The organism is Yersinia ruckeri ATCC 29473 (assembly GCF_000754815.1).
Lineage (GTDB): Bacteria > Pseudomonadota > Gammaproteobacteria > Enterobacterales > Enterobacteriaceae > Yersinia > Yersinia ruckeri.
The window spans coordinates 2312170-2328621 of sequence record NZ_KN150747.1 but is presented as its reverse complement, the minus strand read 5'-3'; the positions used below and the strand labels follow the sequence as shown (position 1 = coordinate 2328621).

Sequence of the window (16452 nt, the reverse complement as noted above, 5' to 3'; positions counted from 1 at the left end):
CCGACAAGGTAACAAACTATTTCACACTGCTATTTTGGCGATATCGACTGAAACCAATTCCGACATAAATGTCGAAATGTCATTTTAAGTACCCATTTCGTCATCTTTGACGAAATACCAAGGAGACTTTATGCGTCGCGTTGCCGCCATAAATCATTATCTGATAGCCGACCCTAAATTGTGTATTGGCTGCAATACCTGTATGGCCAGTTGTTCGCAGGAACACCAACGCCACGGTTTACAATCCGCGCCTCGCTTACAGGTGATGCGAAACCGTCTGGATTCTGCCCCCGTGATGTGCCACCAGTGTGAAGATGCGCCCTGTGCACAAGTTTGCCCAGTCAATGCGATCACTCACGAAAATAACGCGATTCATCTCAATGAAAATCTGTGTGTCAGTTGCAAGCTGTGCGGCATCGCCTGTCCCTTTGGCGCGATCACCTTTTCAGCCAGCACACCGGTGGATATCCCGCGCGACTGCAATACCTCAAAAGCCCTGCCTGCACCGCGCGCGCCGCGCGCTATCAGCCCGTTTCTTGATTGCGTTCCCGGGCTGCGCGCTGTGGCAGTGAAATGCGATTTATGCAGTTTCAGTCCTGATGGACCCGCTTGCATGAAAACTTGCCCAACACAGGCGATTCGGTTCGTTACCGCCGATGTAGCCCAACACGCCAATCAGCAAAAACGCCTGAACGCAATGAACGTATTTCCGGAGGTCAAACCATGACAGCGTTATTCGCGTTGCACCCTGCCTCATTACTGACACTGGCATTAGTACTCTGGTTGTTGAGTGGCATAGTCGGCTGGCTTTTGGTTGACAGAGTCAAAGTCAGCAGCCTGATTTCAGGTCTCGGTGGCGCAGTGGCCTCCCTTGCTGGGATCCTTGCCGCAACCCAATTATTACTGGCTGGCACGGCACAACAGATACGCTTGCCACTGGTACATTTTTCTGCCGAATTCAGCCGGCTGAATGCGCTGTTACTGCTGGCGATATCGGTGACATCTCTGTTTTGTAGTTTGTACTCCTGCGCATGGCTGGCAAATACCCATCGGTGCCAACGCGCACGTACTGGTCTGCTGTGTCATCTGCTGATGGCTGCGCTGACAGCCGCGGTCATCTCCGCTAACGCCGTTGAGCTTATCTTGATGATGGAGCTGGCCGCGCTGTGTGCTTATTTCCTGATCCTGCAAGCCGATGACGAGAAAAGCCGTCGGGCGGCGCTGAATCAGTTTTTGTCTGGCCGATTCGGCACAATCAGTCTGATTTTGGCCTTCGCGGTGTTGCATTACGCCAGTGGTAGCCAAGGTTTTGATAGTTTGAGTTTTGAGAGCCTTCGTCACACTGAGTTCTCCGGCGGGGTAAAATCTGTCGCCTTTTTGCTGGCGCTGATCGGTTTCGGGCTGTATGCCGGGATCATTCCGCTGCACGCTTGGGTGCCGCAGTCACATTCTAGTGCGCCCGCTCATGCCGCTGCCTTATTCTCTTCTGCCCTGATGAAAGTCGGTATTCTCGGTGTGATTAAAATCGGGCTGGATTTGCTCGGGGCACCGCCGCTGTGGTGGGGGGTGGTGGTTTTGCTATTGGCGATCTTGACGGCGTTTCTTGGTGGGCTTTACGCCCTGATGGAGCACGATATCCGTCGGCTATTGGCGTATCACACGCTGGAAAACGTTGGGATTATTCTGCTGGGTATTGGCGGCGCGATGGTCGGGGTGGCACTGAAGCGACCGGAATTGGCCTCGTTGGCTCTGCTGGCCGGACTGTTTCATCTGTTCAACCACGGTCTGTTTAAAACGACGCTCTTCTTGGGAGCCGGAGAAGTTGAGCTACAAACCGGTATTAAGGATATGGAAAAACTCGGCGGCATCGCGTACCGGATGCCATGGACGACTATCGCGATGCTCATTGCGCTGATGTCAATGGCAGCGCTGCCCCCGCTGAACGGCTTCGCCAGTGAATGGCTGCTGTATCAATCGTTGTTTCAGCTCAGCAGCAGTCCGATGTTTATCACTCGGCTGCTCGGGCCGCTGCTGGCGGTCGGTCTGGCACTCACCGGTGCGCTGGCATTGATGTGTATTGCCAAAGTCTTCGGCGTCACCTTCCTCGGTACACCACGCAGTCAGGCAGCGTCAGATGCCACGCAGTCAGGCAGCGTCAGATGCCACGCCAGCACCTCTCGTCATGACGCTGAGCAGCATCATGCTTGCCGCGCTGTGCGTAATTTTTGGTGTCGCTTCCCCGTGGATTATCCCGCAGTTTTCACTGATTGCCACCGCTGTTCTACAGTCGCCATTATTGCAAAGCACGCAGCACGGTGTGGTGTTTTCCTCATCTTCAGCCGTCTCTGCGCCGATGCTGGCGCTGTTGTTGCTGGCGATGCCGCTCTTACCTTGGATTATCGCCCATCTCTTGCGCGGAACCCGTCTGGCAAACCGTCAACGGGGGGATGCCTGGGCCTGTGGCTACGGACATTCTGCTGACATGGTGGTCACCGCCACGGGTTTCACTCAGCCGCTGCGCGTGATGTTTGCACCACTGTACCGCCTGCGCCGTCAAGTGACGCCTGTTGCTCTGGTTTCTACGCTACATCAGGGATGGCTGGGCGCATGCTGCCGTCGACTGGCTTTTATCGAACTGGCCGTGTTGCTGGTCGTGGCTTTTGCCTAAGGAAATGACTATGAATCTTCCCTTCTTACTGGCTGGTTCGCTGTGGCCACTGGCGCTGATTCAAGCTATTGCGCTGCTGGCCGTGGCACCGCTGTTTACTGGATTGAGTCGCGTGATGCGTGCCCGAATGCACAACCGACAAGGGCCAGGCGTCTTACAGGAATACCGTGATATCGCCAAGTTACTGAAAAGACAAAGCGTAGCACCCATGGCATCCGGTGTGGCATTTCGCAGTATGCCGTACTTGCTAACTGGCGGATTACTGGTGATTGCCACCGCCCTACCGATGGTAACACTGGCATCACCGATCGGCGCCGCGGGGGATGTCATCACCGTTATTTATCTGTTCGCCGTGGTGCGTTTTGTTTTTGCCATCGCGGGGCTGGATACCGGCAGCACGTTCACTGGCATCGGTGCCAGCCGTGAAGCAGTGCTCGGTATTTTGGTTGAGCCTATTTTGTTGCTGGGGCTTTGGATCGCGGCGCTGGTCGCGGGTTCGACCTCACTCAGCGCCATCGCCAGTTGCGTGCGGTATTGGCCACAATCATCGTCCCTGACATTGATTCTAGCGGGTCTGGCCTGTGCCTTTGCGACCTACATCGAGATGGGCAAATTGCCGTTTGATATGGCGGAAGCTGAACAGGAATTGCAGGAAGGTCCGCTGACGGAATATTCCGGTGCGGCGTTGGGCGTGCTGAAAATCGGCATAAGTCTAAAGCAATGGGTGGTGTTGCAACTTTTTCTTGGCCTGTTTTTCCCTTTCGGGCTGGCAGAGCACATCACGCCGCTATCGCTGCTTGTCGCCGTGGTGCTGTGTTTGTTGAAACTGCTGATCGCCATTTTTTTGGTATCGCTGATCGAAAACAGCGTTGCCCGTCTGCGCTTTCTCAAAACGTCCCGTACCACGTGGGCGGGGTTCGGGCTAGCGTTTCTGGCACTGGTATCCTGGCTGGTCGCAGGCTGACCTGACCTTTTTTTATCCCGCGACGACGGGAAGAGGCTTTGTAATGAGTGAATTCAATACCGCATTAAATCAGCACCCTGTTGGTCATCATTATCTGGCAGCGCTGGCCAAACAGTTTCCATCAGCGGTACAGGGCAGTGAATGGCAGACCGATACGCAGGTAACGGTGACCATCAAACTGAACGCCCTACCCGACGTGGTTGAGTGGCTGTATTACCAGCAGGGCGGCTGGTTGTCGGTACTATTTGGCAATGACGAACGCACGCTATGCGGCAACTACGCGCTGTATTACGTGATGTCGATGGAGCAAGGTGTGAAGTGCTGGATAACCGTGCGCGCTGAAGTGGACCCGGTTTCGCTGGAATTTCCGTCGGTCACGCCGCGGGTTCCGGCGGCTGTCTGGGGCGAACGCGAAGTCCGCGACATGTACGGATTACGTCCCGTGGGTTTGCCAGACGAACGCCGGCTGGTACTGCCAGATGACTGGCCTGACGATCTCTATCCGTTGCGTAAAGATTCGATGGATTATCGCCAGCGCCCCGCGCCAACCACCGACGAAGAAACCTATCCGTTTATTTCCGAGGCCAAAGCAGGCAGCAAAATTGTGCCGATTGGCCCGCTACACGTTACCTCTGATGAACCGGGACACTTTCGACTGTTTGTCGACGGTGAAGACATTATCGACGCCGATTACCGCCTGTTTTACGTTCATCGCGGTATGGAAAAACTGGCCGAAACCCGGATGGGGTACAACGAAGTGACGTTCCTGTCCGATCGTGTTTGCGGCATCTGCGGCTTTACGCACAGCGTGGCATACACCTCGTCAGTGGAAAATGCGATGGGCATCGTGGTGCCAGAACGGGCGCAGATGATTCGCTCCATTCTGCTAGAAGTCGAACGTCTACACAGTCATTTGCTCAACTTGGGGTTGGCCTGCCACTTTGTTGGTTTTGATTCCGGTTTTATGCAGTTTTTCCGCATTCGTGAACAGTCAATGAAGATGGCGGAAATCCTGACCGGCGCACGTAAAACCTACGGCATGAATCTGATTGGTGGCATGCGTCGCGATATCTTAAAAGATGACATGATCCAGACCATCGCATTAGCTGGCAGCATGCGCCGCGACTTTAATCAGTTGGTCGATATTTTACTGAGTACGGCGAATACCGAGCAACGCAGCGTCGGCGTCGGCATTTTGGACCCTCAAGTGGCTCGCGATTTCAGCAATGTAGGTCCGATGGTGCGCGGCAGCGGCCATCGCCGCGATATGCGCCACGATCACCCTTACGCTGGTTACGCCAAACTACCGTTTGAGTTGTATAGCGAAACCGGTAACGACGTTTATTCGCGCCTGAAAGTCCGCATTCATGAAGTCTTTAACGCGCTGAATATGATCGAGTTCGGCCTGCAAAGCCTGCCGAGTGGACCGCTAATGGTAGAAGGTTTTACTTATATCCCCCACCGCTTCGCCCTTGGTTTTGCCGAAGCACCACGCGGCGACGACATTCACTGGAGCATGACCGGCGACAATCAGAAGTTGTTCCGCTGGCGCTGTCGAGCCGCGACCTACGCCAATTGGCCAACCCTGCGCTACATGTTGCGTGGCAATACGGTGTCCGATGCCCCCTTGATCATCGGTAGCCTCGACCCTTGTTATTCCTGCACCGACCGTATGACCGTCGTCGACGTGCGTAAGAAAACAACGATTGTCGTGCCTTACAAAGAGATCGAGCGTTACGGCATAGAACGCAAGAATTCGCCACTTTAAGGAACGCTTCATCATGATAAAGCTGATTAAAAAAGTGCTAAAAACTGGCACGGTAACCGTGGCCTATCCGTTCAAAGCGCTGGATCTGGCAGCAAACTTTCGCGGGAAACCTGAATATAACGCACAGCAATGTATCGGCTGTGGAGCTTGCGCTAATGCCTGCCCTTCCAACGCGCTGACCATGACTCCAGCCGAAGATGGCGAAAGTCTCCGTTGGTCGCTGTTTTTAGGGCGCTGCATTTTCTGTGCCCGCTGCGAGGAAGTATGCCCAACCGCAGCAATACACCTGTCGCAGGAATTTGAGCTGGCAGTATGGCGCAAAGAAGACTTGTTCGAAACGGCCGATTTTCCGGTTTGTGCCTGCCGTGAATGCGGCAAACCCTATGCCGTGCAAAAAGAAATCGACTTCGCACTGAGCCTATTACAGGACAGTGCCGCGTTGAGTGATCAACAAATGGCCGATCGTCGCGTGCAGTACGAAACCTGTCCGACATGCAAAAGTAGGCACAGCCTTTCTTCCAGTGACCGCATTGATCTCGGTCGACATATGACCACGGAGGCCTATTGATGAGCCAGACGCTAATTGGGCCTCGTGACGAAAATGGCCTGCCGGTTCCCGTCACTATTGACGAAAGTATTGCCAAACTAAAATCCACGTTGCTGACCAGCATTCGTCGCTCCGCCTATGTTTACCGCGTAGACTGCGGCGGCTGTAACGGCTGTGAAATCGAGATTTTCGCCGCAATTTCTCCGCTGTTCGATGCTGAACGCTTCGGGATCAAAGTCGTCCCCTCGCCACGCCATGCCGATATTCTGCTGTTTACCGGTGCCGTCACCCGCGCGATGCGCATACCGGCGCTGCGGGCATGGGATTCCGCACCCGATCCCAAAATATCTATTTCTTATGGTGCATGTGGCAACAGCGGTGGGATCTTCCATGACCTGTACTGCGTTTGGGGTGGCACGGACAAAATCGTGCCGGTTGACGTTTATATTCCAGGTTGTCCGCCAACGCCAGCCGCCACTATTTATGGCTTCGCCATGGCACTCGGTTTGCTCGATCAAAAAATCAACGGCCAGCAACACAACGAGACCGCCGCCGAACCCGCCACCTTATTGCATCCCGACTTACCGCAGCCGCTGCGGGTGTTACTCGATCGTGAAGCACGTCGCATGGCGGGTTATCGCTATGGTCGCCAGATTGCCGATCAGTTTATGAACATGATCGCCGAACCCGGTTTACAGCCCATTGAACAACGCATATCAGACTATCTCGCCCAACAAGGCGATAGGCGGCTCAATGAAATTATTGGCAATCTGCAACACATTTATCAGCAGGTTCTGAGCGGCGAGGTTCGCCTGTGAAGACGTTAGGAAATGACCAACGCTACGCACAGCATCAACCCTGTCCTGGCTGGCAACCGCCCAAAAATAAGGTGGTGTTCTATTCCTTAAGCGGCAAATTTATTGATGAGAAAAATGCACAAAAGCGCAGTTCGCCCAAGGTACAGGAAGTGGTTTATTACAGCCTGGCGATTGGCCATCATCTCGGTGTGATTGACTGCCTTAAATCGCGCCTCGAATGTCCTCTCGACGCTTATGGATTATGGATTAATCTCCTGCCGGAACATGGTGAAGCGCAACGCAAGCTCACCGGCGTACAGCGTTTTGGCGAAATCACTATCGATAGCAGCCACACACATTGTCTGGCATTGGCGTTGCGCGATGCCCTTCCACAGATGAACGTGCAACAACAAGGCTGGAGCGAACAGCTGATTACGCTGTTACAACAGATTGAAAACGATCCTGCTATGTACCTGATGGTTCGGAGATACGATGCCTGATTTTACCTCGCGCTACGCCCTATTATGTGTCGGTAACAGCATGATGGGTGATGACGGTGCTGGCCCTCGATTGGCCGAATTATGTGCTGAACAACCACTCGCTGGTTGGACGGTGGTTGATGGCGGTGCGGCACCGGAAAATGACATCGGTTTTTTACGTGAGTTACAGCCGCAACACTTGGTGATTGTCGATGCCACCGACATGGGGTTGGCTCCCGGAGAGATGCGTATTATCGACGAAAAGGACATTGGCGAAATGTTCATGATGACCACGCACAACTTGCCACTAACCTATCTGATGCAACAGTTGCGTGAAGATATCCCACAGATCACCTTTGTCGGCATCCAGCCTGACGTTGTGGCGTTTTACTACCCGATGAGTGCCGTCGTTGAGCAGGCAGTCTGCTGTATCCACCAGCGGTTACCGGATCTGGAAATCGGTCTGGGTATCGCCCTTTTTCAGGCTGAAAGCGGCTGACCGCGGCAGTCGACACAATTGTCGATGCGGTGACAGATCTGACATCACGTCAGTAGTGAGTTTCGTCACCGCAAGAATACCCGTTCGTAACTCACTGAATAAAAGCAATAAAAATTTAATTCTAGCATTGGCATGGTTTATGTATAGCCGATGGTCAGAACCCTTTACCAAGAGACGAAATCATGAACCGTTTCATTATTGCCGATCCCAAAAAATGCATCGGCTGTCGTACCTGTGAAATTGCCTGTGTGATGGCACATAGCGATTCACAGGATATCTCACTACTTAATGCCAGCACCTTTGCCCCGCGCTTACACGTGATCAAAGGTGTCAATCTCAGCACCGCCGTCATGTGTCGCCAGTGTGAAGACGCTCCTTGCGCCAATGTGTGCCCAAATGGAGCCATTGCCCGTATCGACGACCACATTCAGGTGATGCAAGAACGTTGCATCGGCTGTAAAACCTGCGTGGTCGCCTGCCCCTACGGCGCAATGGAGGTGGTTACCAAACCGATATTCCGCCAAAACGGTGCGGCAATAAGCGCAACATCCGATAAAGCCGAAGCACACAAATGTGACCTGTGCCATGCCCATGCTGAAGGTCCAGCCTGTATCGACATCTGTCCGACCAATGCGCTGTTCGCCATCGATCGTAATCAATTACAAGAAATGAACGCAGAAAAACGCCGCCGCGCTGCGCTCGACAGCACTTCACCGTTGCTGTTTTAACCCCAGATAGAGGAAGTAAAAACATGAAAAAAATCACCACTGTCTGCCCTTACTGCGGGGCCGGATGCAAAATGAATCTGGTTGTGGATAACGGCAAAATCGTTCGTGCAGAAGCGGCTGAAGGTGTCACCAATCAAGGGGAGCTCTGTCTGAAGGGCTATTACGGCTGGGATTTCCTTAATGATACCAAACTGCTCACACCGCGCCTGACGCAACCACTGATTCGCCGTCATAAAGGCGGTAAATTTGAAGCGGTCAGTTGGGATGAAGCCATCCGTTATACGGCGCAACGCCTAAAAGAAATCAAACAAAAATATGGCCCACGTTCGATTATGCATACCGGTTCGTCCCGTGGTACTGGCAATGAAACCAACTATGTGATGCAGAAATTTGCCCGGGCGGTGATCGGTACGAACAATGTTGATTGTTGTGCCCGTGTGTGTCACGGCCCGTCAGTTGCCGGCCTGCAAGCCACGCTCGGCAACGGCGCGATGAGTAACTCCATCGGCGATATTGAAAACTCCAAATGCTTGTTGGTGATCGGCTATAACTGCGCCGATTCCCACCCGATCGTTGCCCGTCGCGTGATCAAAGCCAAAGAAAAAGGCGCACAGATTATTGTCTGTGACCCACGCCGTATCGAAACCGCCCGCATCGCCGACCAGCATTTGCAAATCACCAACGGCTGCAATATGGCATTGGTCAATGCTTTCGCGTATGTGCTGATCGAAGAAAATCTGTATGACTACGACTATGTCGCCAAATACACCGAAGGCTTCGATGAGTACCGCAAAAACGTAGCCGACTATTCACCTGAAGCCGTCGCGGAACAGACGGGTGTTTCGGCACAACAAATTCGTCAAGCGATGCGAACTTACGCTGCCGCGCCTTCTGCCACCATCATGTGGGGCATGGGTGTTACCCAGTTTGGTCAGGCGGTGGACGTGGTGAAAGGTCTGGCTGGGTTGGCATTGCTGACCGGTAATATCGGGCGAGCCAACGTTGGCGTCGGTCCGGTGCGGGGGCAAAATAACGTGCAGGGTGCCTGTGATATGGGCGTCTTGCCGAATGAGTTCCCTGGCTATCAGTCGGTTACCGACCCTCTAGTTCGAGCGAAATTTGCCGACGCATGGGGCATTGATGTTAATCAAATGGATACCGAAGTCGGCCATCGTATTACCGAAATCCCGCATCTGGCGTTGGAAGGCCACGTTAAAGCCTACTACATCATGGGGGAAGATCCGTTGCAGACCGAAGCCGATTTAAGTCTGGTACGTAAGGGCTTTGAAGCATTGGAGTTGGTGATAGTTCAGGACATTTTCATGACCAAAACGGCAGAGCAGGCCGACGTCATTCTACCCGCCACCTCTTGGGGTGAACACGGAGGCGTGTTCTCCTGTGCCGATCGCGGTTTCCAACGTTTTGAGAAAGCGATTGAGCCGAAATACAACATCAAACGTGACTGGGAAATTATTAGCCTACTATCCAGTGAGCTGGGTTATCCGATGCACTATAACGACAACCAGGAAATTTGGGATGAAATGCGTGAACTATGTCCACTGTTCTACGGTGCAACCTACGAGAAAATGGGTACGCTGGGGCATATTCAGTGGCCTTGCACCACGCTAGACAGCCCTGGAACGCCATTTTTGTATCAGGACAATCACTTCGATACTCCATCGGGTAAAGGCCAGCTTTTTGCTGCGCCGTGGCGCGCGCCAGCCGAAGTGCCGGACGCCGATTACCCGTTGGTGCTCTGTACCGTGCGCGAAGTCGGTCACTATTCCTGCCGCTCAATGACCGGTAACTGTGCCGCCTTGCAAACACTGGCCGACGAACCAGGCTTTGTGCAGATGCACCCACAGGATGCGCAGGTGCTGGGTATTCGCGATCAGCAGTTGGTCTGGGTCTCCTCACGCCGCGGTAAAGTCATTTCACGCGCCAATTACAACGAGCGCATCAATCTCGGCGCGGTGTACATGACTTATCAATGGTGGATTGGTGCGTGTAACGAACTGACGCAGGAAAATTTGGATCCGATCTCCAAAACGCCGGAAACCAAATATTGTGCAGTCAAAGTCGAGCATATCGCTGATCAGCGTTGGGCCGAAAACTTCGCCCAGCAAAGTTATAGCGACATGAAAGCCCGTCTGCGCAGTGCCGTTGAAGATGTGATTCCAGTGGTTGAGATTTAGTTTTTCTGATTAGCGCTTATCGTTAAATAGCGACATTGATAGCCAAAATAATTCGAGTTACAGAAAGGCAGCCAGTCAGTAAGTGCTGACATGAGTCATGTGTTTGGATTCGCGCGTGCAGCTAACGCATCTGTAGCTCGAAATATGAAGGGTATGAGGTTTTTATGTCTGATTCCGCTCTACACATTCGCATCCGCGGCAAGGTTCAAGCGGTGGGTTTTCGACCCTTTATCTGGCAACTGGCTAATAAGCTACGGCTTAGCGGAGAAGTGTGTAACGACGGTTCAGGCGTAGACATCAGACTGGTTCAGTCGGTCAACATTGATCTTTTTATCGAAGAATTACAACGCGAATGCCCACCATTGGCGCGTATTGACCAAATCCTATTTGAATCTTTTGACTGGCTCACTCCACCGCAAGATTTTACCATTACCACGAGTCAGCAGAGCCAGATGGAGACGCAGGTAACACCCGATGCCGCCACTTGCCCTGCATGCCTGAAAGATATCACTCAACCTGATGATCGTCGTTTTGGCTACGCTTTTACCAACTGCACACATTGTGGTCCACGCTTTACGATTATTCACTCGATGCCCTATGACCGCGCAGCGACTAGCATGGCAGCATTTACGCTGTGTCCTGCATGTCAGCAGGAATATCAAAATCCGGCTGATCGACGCTTTCATGCGCAGCCTGTAGCCTGCCCACAATGCGGACCGCAGATCAGCGCTTCACGTCAAAATGCAACTATTCTGACGCAGGATGCTGACGCTATTCAATCCGCCGTTGCAGCACTCCGATCAGGAAAAATCGTGGCGATTAAAGGGCTGGGTGGTTTTCATCTGGCCTGCGATGCCACGCAACAAACCGCCGTCGTGCGTCTACGCGAACGTAAGCAACGGCCTACCAAGCCGTTGGCCGTCATGCTGCCGAGCATCAACTGGCTGGCGCAGTGCAGCGATGACCATCGGTCGCTCGCCCTACGTGACCTATTGCAATCCCCTGCGGCTCCGATTGTGTTGACTCGGCACCGCGCATCCTCGCCGTTGTGTGCTGCGATTGCACCGAATCTAGATGAAGTCGGTCTCATGCTCCCGTTTACCCCGCTGCATCATTTGCTCATGCAGGCCATGCAAACTCCGCTGGTCATGACATCAGGAAATAGCGCCGATTGCGCACCAGTAATCACCAATAACGATGCACGGCGTCAACTCGTTGATATTGCCGACCTGTGGTTGCTGCACAACCGCGATATTGTTCAGCGGGTCGATGACTCGCTGGTGCGCTGGTCACCACAGGGCAACGAAGTCCTTCGCCGCGCGCGGGGTTACGTCCCGGATGCTCTCAGGTTACCCGCTGGCTTTGCATGCCAACCGCCACTATTGGCGCTGGGTGGCGACCTCAAAAACACGTTCTGCCTGGTGAAAGGCAATCAGGCCATCCTCAGCGCGCACTTTGGTTCACTTAACCGCAGCGATATCGCCCGTCAACAGCAGCAGGCCATTGAGCATTTTCAGCAGCTTTATCACTGCACGCCACGCGTTATCGTCCATGATGCGCATCCGGCCTATGTCAGTCATCAACGCCAACAACAACCTGAAACCACGGATGTCGATGTGCTTCATCATCATGCACATATTGCCGCCTGTCTGGGGGAGCATCAGTGGCCGCTGGATGGCAGTCACGTCATCGGGCTGGCACTCGATGGTCTGGGTTATGCAGCACCCGGCGCACTGTGGGGCGGCGAGTGTTTTCAGGTCAATTATCTTCACTGTGAACATCTCGGCGGATTACCCGCCGTGGCTTTGGCCGGAGGCGATCGAGCATCACAGGAACCTTGGCGTAATCTGTTGGCCCAGTGGCAGGCTTTTGTGCCGAATTGGCAGGCACGCCCTGAAGCCAAGGTACTGCTTGCCCATCCATGGCAACCTTTATCCAAAGCCATCATGGCAGGGGTCAATTCCCCCTTGGCTTCCTCTTGTGGGCGCTTATTTGACGCGGTGTCGACCGTGCTCGGTTGCGCGCCAGACACACTCAGTTGGGAAGGTGAAGCCGCTTGCCGCCTTGAAGCGTTAGCACATCTGGCCGATGGCGTACAACATCCGATTTCGATCCCTCTGACGCATTGCGCGAATGGCACTTTTTTGGATTTAGCCACCTTCTGGCAGCAATGGCTGGACTGGTCAGCCGCGCCTGCGGCACGTGCTTTCGCTTTTCATGATGCATTGGCGCAGGGGTTTGCCGCCCTCGCGCATTATCACAGTGCCCGAACCGGTATTCACACCGTCGCATTGGCGGGTGGCGTATTACATAACCGGTTACTTCGTCAACGTTTGCACCATCACTTGGCTCCTCTTCATGTCCTCATGCCACACAACATCCCTGCAGGCGACGGTGGGCTTGCACTCGGTCAGGCACTCATCGCCTGCGCTCGCCGTCAAACCGCCGCGCCGGATGCCGCACACCATACAACCTTCAGTGAAATAAAGTAGGAATACCATGATTAAGCACGATTTCTTTTACACGCACCGCAATGCTTTCTGGCTGTTAGTCGGGCTAGTATTGATCAATTTACTGGCCTGGGGCTGGGCACTGACGCTATTTCGCCACAGTGCGCCGCTCATTGCCGCCGCTTTACTGGCTTACGGTTACGGTCTGCGCCATGCGGTAGATGCCGACCATATTGCCGCAATAGATAATGTCACTCGCAAGTTGATGCAACAAGGGCAACGCCCAGTGGCCGTCGGCGCTTTTTTCTCCCTCGGACATTCCAGTATTGTGGTTTTGGCCTGCGTGGCCATTGCCGCAACCTCGCTGGTTTTCGGCAACAAAATCGGCTGGTTACATGATTATGGCAGCACCATTGGTACGTTGGTTTCTGCATTATTTTTACTCATGATGGCGTTACTCAACGCCCTTATTTTGCGCGATGTTTATCTTCGTTTTCAGCAAGTTAAACAGGGTAAATCCTTCACTGAAAACCAAGAGCTGAATGCCATTCAGGGTGGCGTGATGAGCCGACTCTTCAGTTTTGCGTTTAATCTGGTGAACAAAAGTTGGCAGATGTATCTGGTCGGATTCTTGTTTGGATTAGGCTTTGATACCGCAACAGAAATCGGCCTGTTGGGTATTTCAGCCGCAGGCGCGTCTTCCGGTATGTCAGTGTGGAGCATTCTGGTGTTTCCCGCGCTGTTTGCCAGCGGCATGGCGTTGGTCGATTCATTGGATAATTTTGTCATGGTCGGTGCCTACGGCTGGGCATTCGACAAGCCGGTGCGTAAGCTTTACTACAACATGACCATCACCGCCACCAGCGTTGTGATAGCGCTATTTATTGGTGGGTTAGAAGCGCTGGGGTTGATGGCTGACAAGCTGGATTTACACAGCGGAATCTGGAGTATTGTTGAACGATTGAACGACAATATGGGCAGTGTCGGCTACGCTGCCATAGCGATTTTCGTGGTGTTCTGGGGTGTTTCAGCGCTGAATTATCGTCTTAAAGGCTATGATCGCCTATTGAGCTAAAATAGCTTTGCTCAACTTTTGCTTGAAACAAGGATCCCCAACTGCTGGGTTCTTGTTTACCTATCCAGCGATCCGGTGGTAGGAATCAGCCACCGGATCGCGATTTATTCAGCCATCATACTCAGCGAAAAACTGTGCTCCCAAAGAATAACCGGACACTGTTTTTAGCCAAATCCTCCACTGCCATAGCCGATATTTACATCTATTGTTGCAGCAATGGAACAATACTGCATTTTTGGTTAGTGTTATTGCGGTACTGAAAAAATTGGGTAGGATTCATTCATGCCTGTCGTAACAGGAAGTGTCTAAAATATCTTCAGCCGAATGAGTCACCATGATTTATCGGCAAGGTTACGAAAGTCTCAATAACCGATTTTTCGCCCGCTCAATACGGCTCGAATCAACCCAGAATTTGTATAAAAGGTATTTCTGATGAACACTAAAAAAGTGCAATGGAACGGTGGTTTACAGCCGGAAGCGATTGAAATATTGTCAAATAATGGTGGTATGATTGTTTGCCCTACCAAAGTGGGCTATATCATTATGACCTCCGACAAAGCGGGTCTGGAACGCAAGTTTGAAGCCAAACAACGTAATCGTAACAAACCGGGGGTCGTTCTGTGCGGTTCATTAGAACAGTTAAAAGAGTTGGCGCAATTGAATGCAGAAATCGAACAATTGTATCAACAACACTGGGATGCTGATGTATTGCTGGGCTGTATTTTACCGTGGAAAGAAGACGCGTTGGCTCGCATTCCAGACGACGGTTCAAAAGAATTGATGATGGATGGCCGCCAAACCAGTTGCTTTGTGATTAAATTCGGTAAGCCGGGTGAGATTTTAGCGAAAGAATTGTGGGAAAACCACGCTAAGTTCTCTTTCGCCAGTTCTGCTAACCCTTCAGGTAAAGGTAACCGGGGTTTGGTCGAAGGTATCGGTGATCGTATTGAAGAGCGTGCCGATCTGATTATTGGTGCCAATGATTATGTGAAATCAATTCAGCCAAGTGAAGGGAGTAAAACCCGCTACGAGCAAGGCGTGATGGTTTCTATGGTCGATGCTGACGGCAAATTGGTGCCAGAGCAAAAAGGCGAGCGTAAAGTCACTCCGTGCCCAGTATTGATCCGCAAAGGACTGGATGTGGACAAAATCATGTCAATGATGTCTGATATTTTCACTACCTGGGATTACCGCCACGGCGATTACTATTAATTTCCAAGGTACTACATCGAGAAAATGGCAGCCGGTCAGTAATCTCCCTGCAAAACCGCTGTCATGATTTTCATATACAGTTTCTGTGCTAAGGTCACTCATTATTCTGGTTCGAGATGTTGGGGACGTTGATGAGTAACATTGAAAATCTCACTGCAATGGTGGTGTTTGCCCGCGTGGTAGAAACCATGAGTTTTACCGAGGCTTCAAAGTCATTACAGTTATCAAAATCGTCGGTTAGCCGCGAGATTGCGCAGTTAGAAATCCGCTTGGGCACCCCCTTGCTCAAGCGCACAACCCGCAAAATTGAAGTGACAGAAGTCGGTTTGAGTTATTATCAGTACTGCCAGCGTATTCTGAATGAGGCAAAAAATGCGGAACGCTTTATCCGCAATTTTCATGAAGAACCGATAGGTCATTTGCGTTTGGTGGCACCCGTAAGTTTTGGCTGTCAGTATATTATGCCAGTGCTGAATAACTTTATTTCTGGGAGTATTCACGTCAATGTCGATCTTGATTTAACCGATAGACCCGTGAATATGGCAGAAGATCATTGCGATATTGCCATTGTTATTGGCCGCACCCCACCCGACCATTCGCTACTCAAGCCCCTGATTGATATTACCTGGGGCCTTTACGCTACACCGGAATATTTACAGCAGTATCCCAATATTGAAAAACCGGCAGATTTGCCGCGCTATGACTATATTTTTTTCCGTGGCCCCGCCCACACGATTTCTCTGCCATTTCGCAAAGAAAAACAAAAAATGGATATCGATGTACACTGCCGTTTTCGCGCCAATAATAGCGTTGCATTAATGAGTTCGGCATTAGCTGGCACCGGTATTGCGTATTTGCCGGATTATATCGCTCGAGAAGCCCTGGCCGCAGGAAAACTAATACGCCTGCTGCCAGACTGGCGAATGGATACCTACCATGCCTGGATGCTGTTTAAATCAGAACAGACGCTTTCTTCGCGCGTCAGATGGTTTGCTGATGAATTACAACAGCGTCTACAACGCGAATTAGGCTCGTGATTGAAGGGCTGTCAACGCCTGGTTTTAGCCGTC

At 52.2% G+C, this 16452-nt stretch carries 15 protein-coding genes; all 15 read left to right on the top strand.

Annotated elements, in window-relative coordinates:
• The first annotated feature begins 130 nt into the window (after positions 1-130).
• The 15 genes from DJ39_RS10280 (at position 131) to DJ39_RS10210 (ending at position 16419) form a co-directional block, all read left to right on the top strand.
• A complete protein-coding gene (locus DJ39_RS10280; RefSeq protein WP_004720663.1) occupies positions 131-727 on the top strand; it encodes a 4Fe-4S dicluster domain-containing protein in 597 nt (198 codons plus the stop codon).
• Positions 724-2481, top strand: a complete 1758-nt coding sequence (locus DJ39_RS10275) for a proton-conducting transporter transmembrane domain-containing protein (protein ID WP_230596538.1) — start codon at positions 724-726, stop codon at positions 2479-2481. The genes DJ39_RS10280 and DJ39_RS10275 overlap by 4 nt, the downstream gene beginning before the upstream one ends.
• Position 2482: 1 nt before the next feature.
• On the top strand, positions 2483-2668 hold the full coding sequence (locus DJ39_RS18265; protein WP_004720659.1) for a hypothetical protein: 186 nt from the start codon (positions 2483-2485) through the stop codon (positions 2666-2668).
• A 10-nt stretch (positions 2669-2678) separates the two neighbouring features.
• Complete coding sequence (locus tag DJ39_RS10265) at positions 2679-3632, top strand: respiratory chain complex I subunit 1 family protein (RefSeq protein ID WP_004720658.1); 954 nt, start codon at positions 2679-2681, stop codon at positions 3630-3632.
• A 43-nt stretch (positions 3633-3675) separates the two neighbouring features.
• Entirely contained in the window at positions 3676-5400 is a 1725-nt protein-coding gene (locus DJ39_RS10260; protein ID WP_004720656.1) for a hydrogenase large subunit, read from the top strand.
• Positions 5401-5413: 13 nt separating this feature from the next.
• A complete protein-coding gene (locus DJ39_RS10255) occupies positions 5414-5968 on the top strand; it encodes a formate hydrogenlyase complex iron-sulfur subunit (RefSeq protein WP_038242329.1) in 555 nt (184 codons plus the stop codon).
• Complete coding sequence (locus DJ39_RS10250; protein WP_004720653.1) at positions 5968-6765, top strand: NADH-quinone oxidoreductase subunit B family protein; 798 nt, start codon at positions 5968-5970, stop codon at positions 6763-6765. Before DJ39_RS10255 ends, DJ39_RS10250 begins: the two co-directional genes overlap by 1 nt.
• A gap of 71 nt (positions 6766-6836) precedes the next feature.
• Positions 6837-7244: a formate hydrogenlyase maturation HycH family protein gene (locus DJ39_RS10245; protein ID WP_045844547.1), complete on the top strand. Its 408-nt coding sequence runs from the start codon at positions 6837-6839 to the stop codon at positions 7242-7244.
• The gene (hycI, locus tag DJ39_RS10240) at positions 7237-7722 is read left to right on the top strand and encodes a hydrogenase maturation peptidase HycI (protein WP_038242322.1); all 486 of its coding nucleotides are present in this window, start codon (positions 7237-7239) and stop codon (positions 7720-7722) included. Before DJ39_RS10245 ends, hycI begins: the two co-directional genes overlap by 8 nt.
• A 182-nt stretch (positions 7723-7904) precedes the next feature.
• On the top strand, positions 7905-8450 hold the full coding sequence (gene hydN / locus DJ39_RS10235; RefSeq protein WP_004720647.1) for an electron transport protein HydN: 546 nt from the start codon (positions 7905-7907) through the stop codon (positions 8448-8450).
• 23 nt (positions 8451-8473) lie between these two features.
• Positions 8474-10645 (top strand): formate dehydrogenase subunit alpha, encoded by a 2172-nt coding sequence (gene fdhF / locus DJ39_RS10230; protein WP_038242319.1) that lies wholly within the window; start codon positions 8474-8476, stop codon positions 10643-10645.
• 164 nt (positions 10646-10809) lie between these two features.
• Positions 10810-13137: a carbamoyltransferase HypF gene (hypF, locus tag DJ39_RS10225; protein WP_049687748.1), complete on the top strand. Its 2328-nt coding sequence runs from the start codon at positions 10810-10812 to the stop codon at positions 13135-13137.
• A gap of 7 nt (positions 13138-13144) precedes the next feature.
• Complete coding sequence (locus DJ39_RS10220) at positions 13145-14170, top strand: HoxN/HupN/NixA family nickel/cobalt transporter (RefSeq protein WP_004720641.1); 1026 nt, start codon at positions 13145-13147, stop codon at positions 14168-14170.
• A gap of 432 nt (positions 14171-14602) precedes the next feature.
• Positions 14603-15382, top strand: coding sequence for an L-threonylcarbamoyladenylate synthase (locus DJ39_RS10215; protein ID WP_004720639.1), 780 nt, complete (start codon positions 14603-14605; stop codon positions 15380-15382).
• A gap of 131 nt (positions 15383-15513) precedes the next feature.
• Positions 15514-16419, top strand: a complete 906-nt coding sequence (locus DJ39_RS10210) for a LysR family transcriptional regulator (RefSeq protein WP_038242313.1) — start codon at positions 15514-15516, stop codon at positions 16417-16419.
• The last annotated feature ends 33 nt before the right edge of the window (positions 16420-16452 follow it).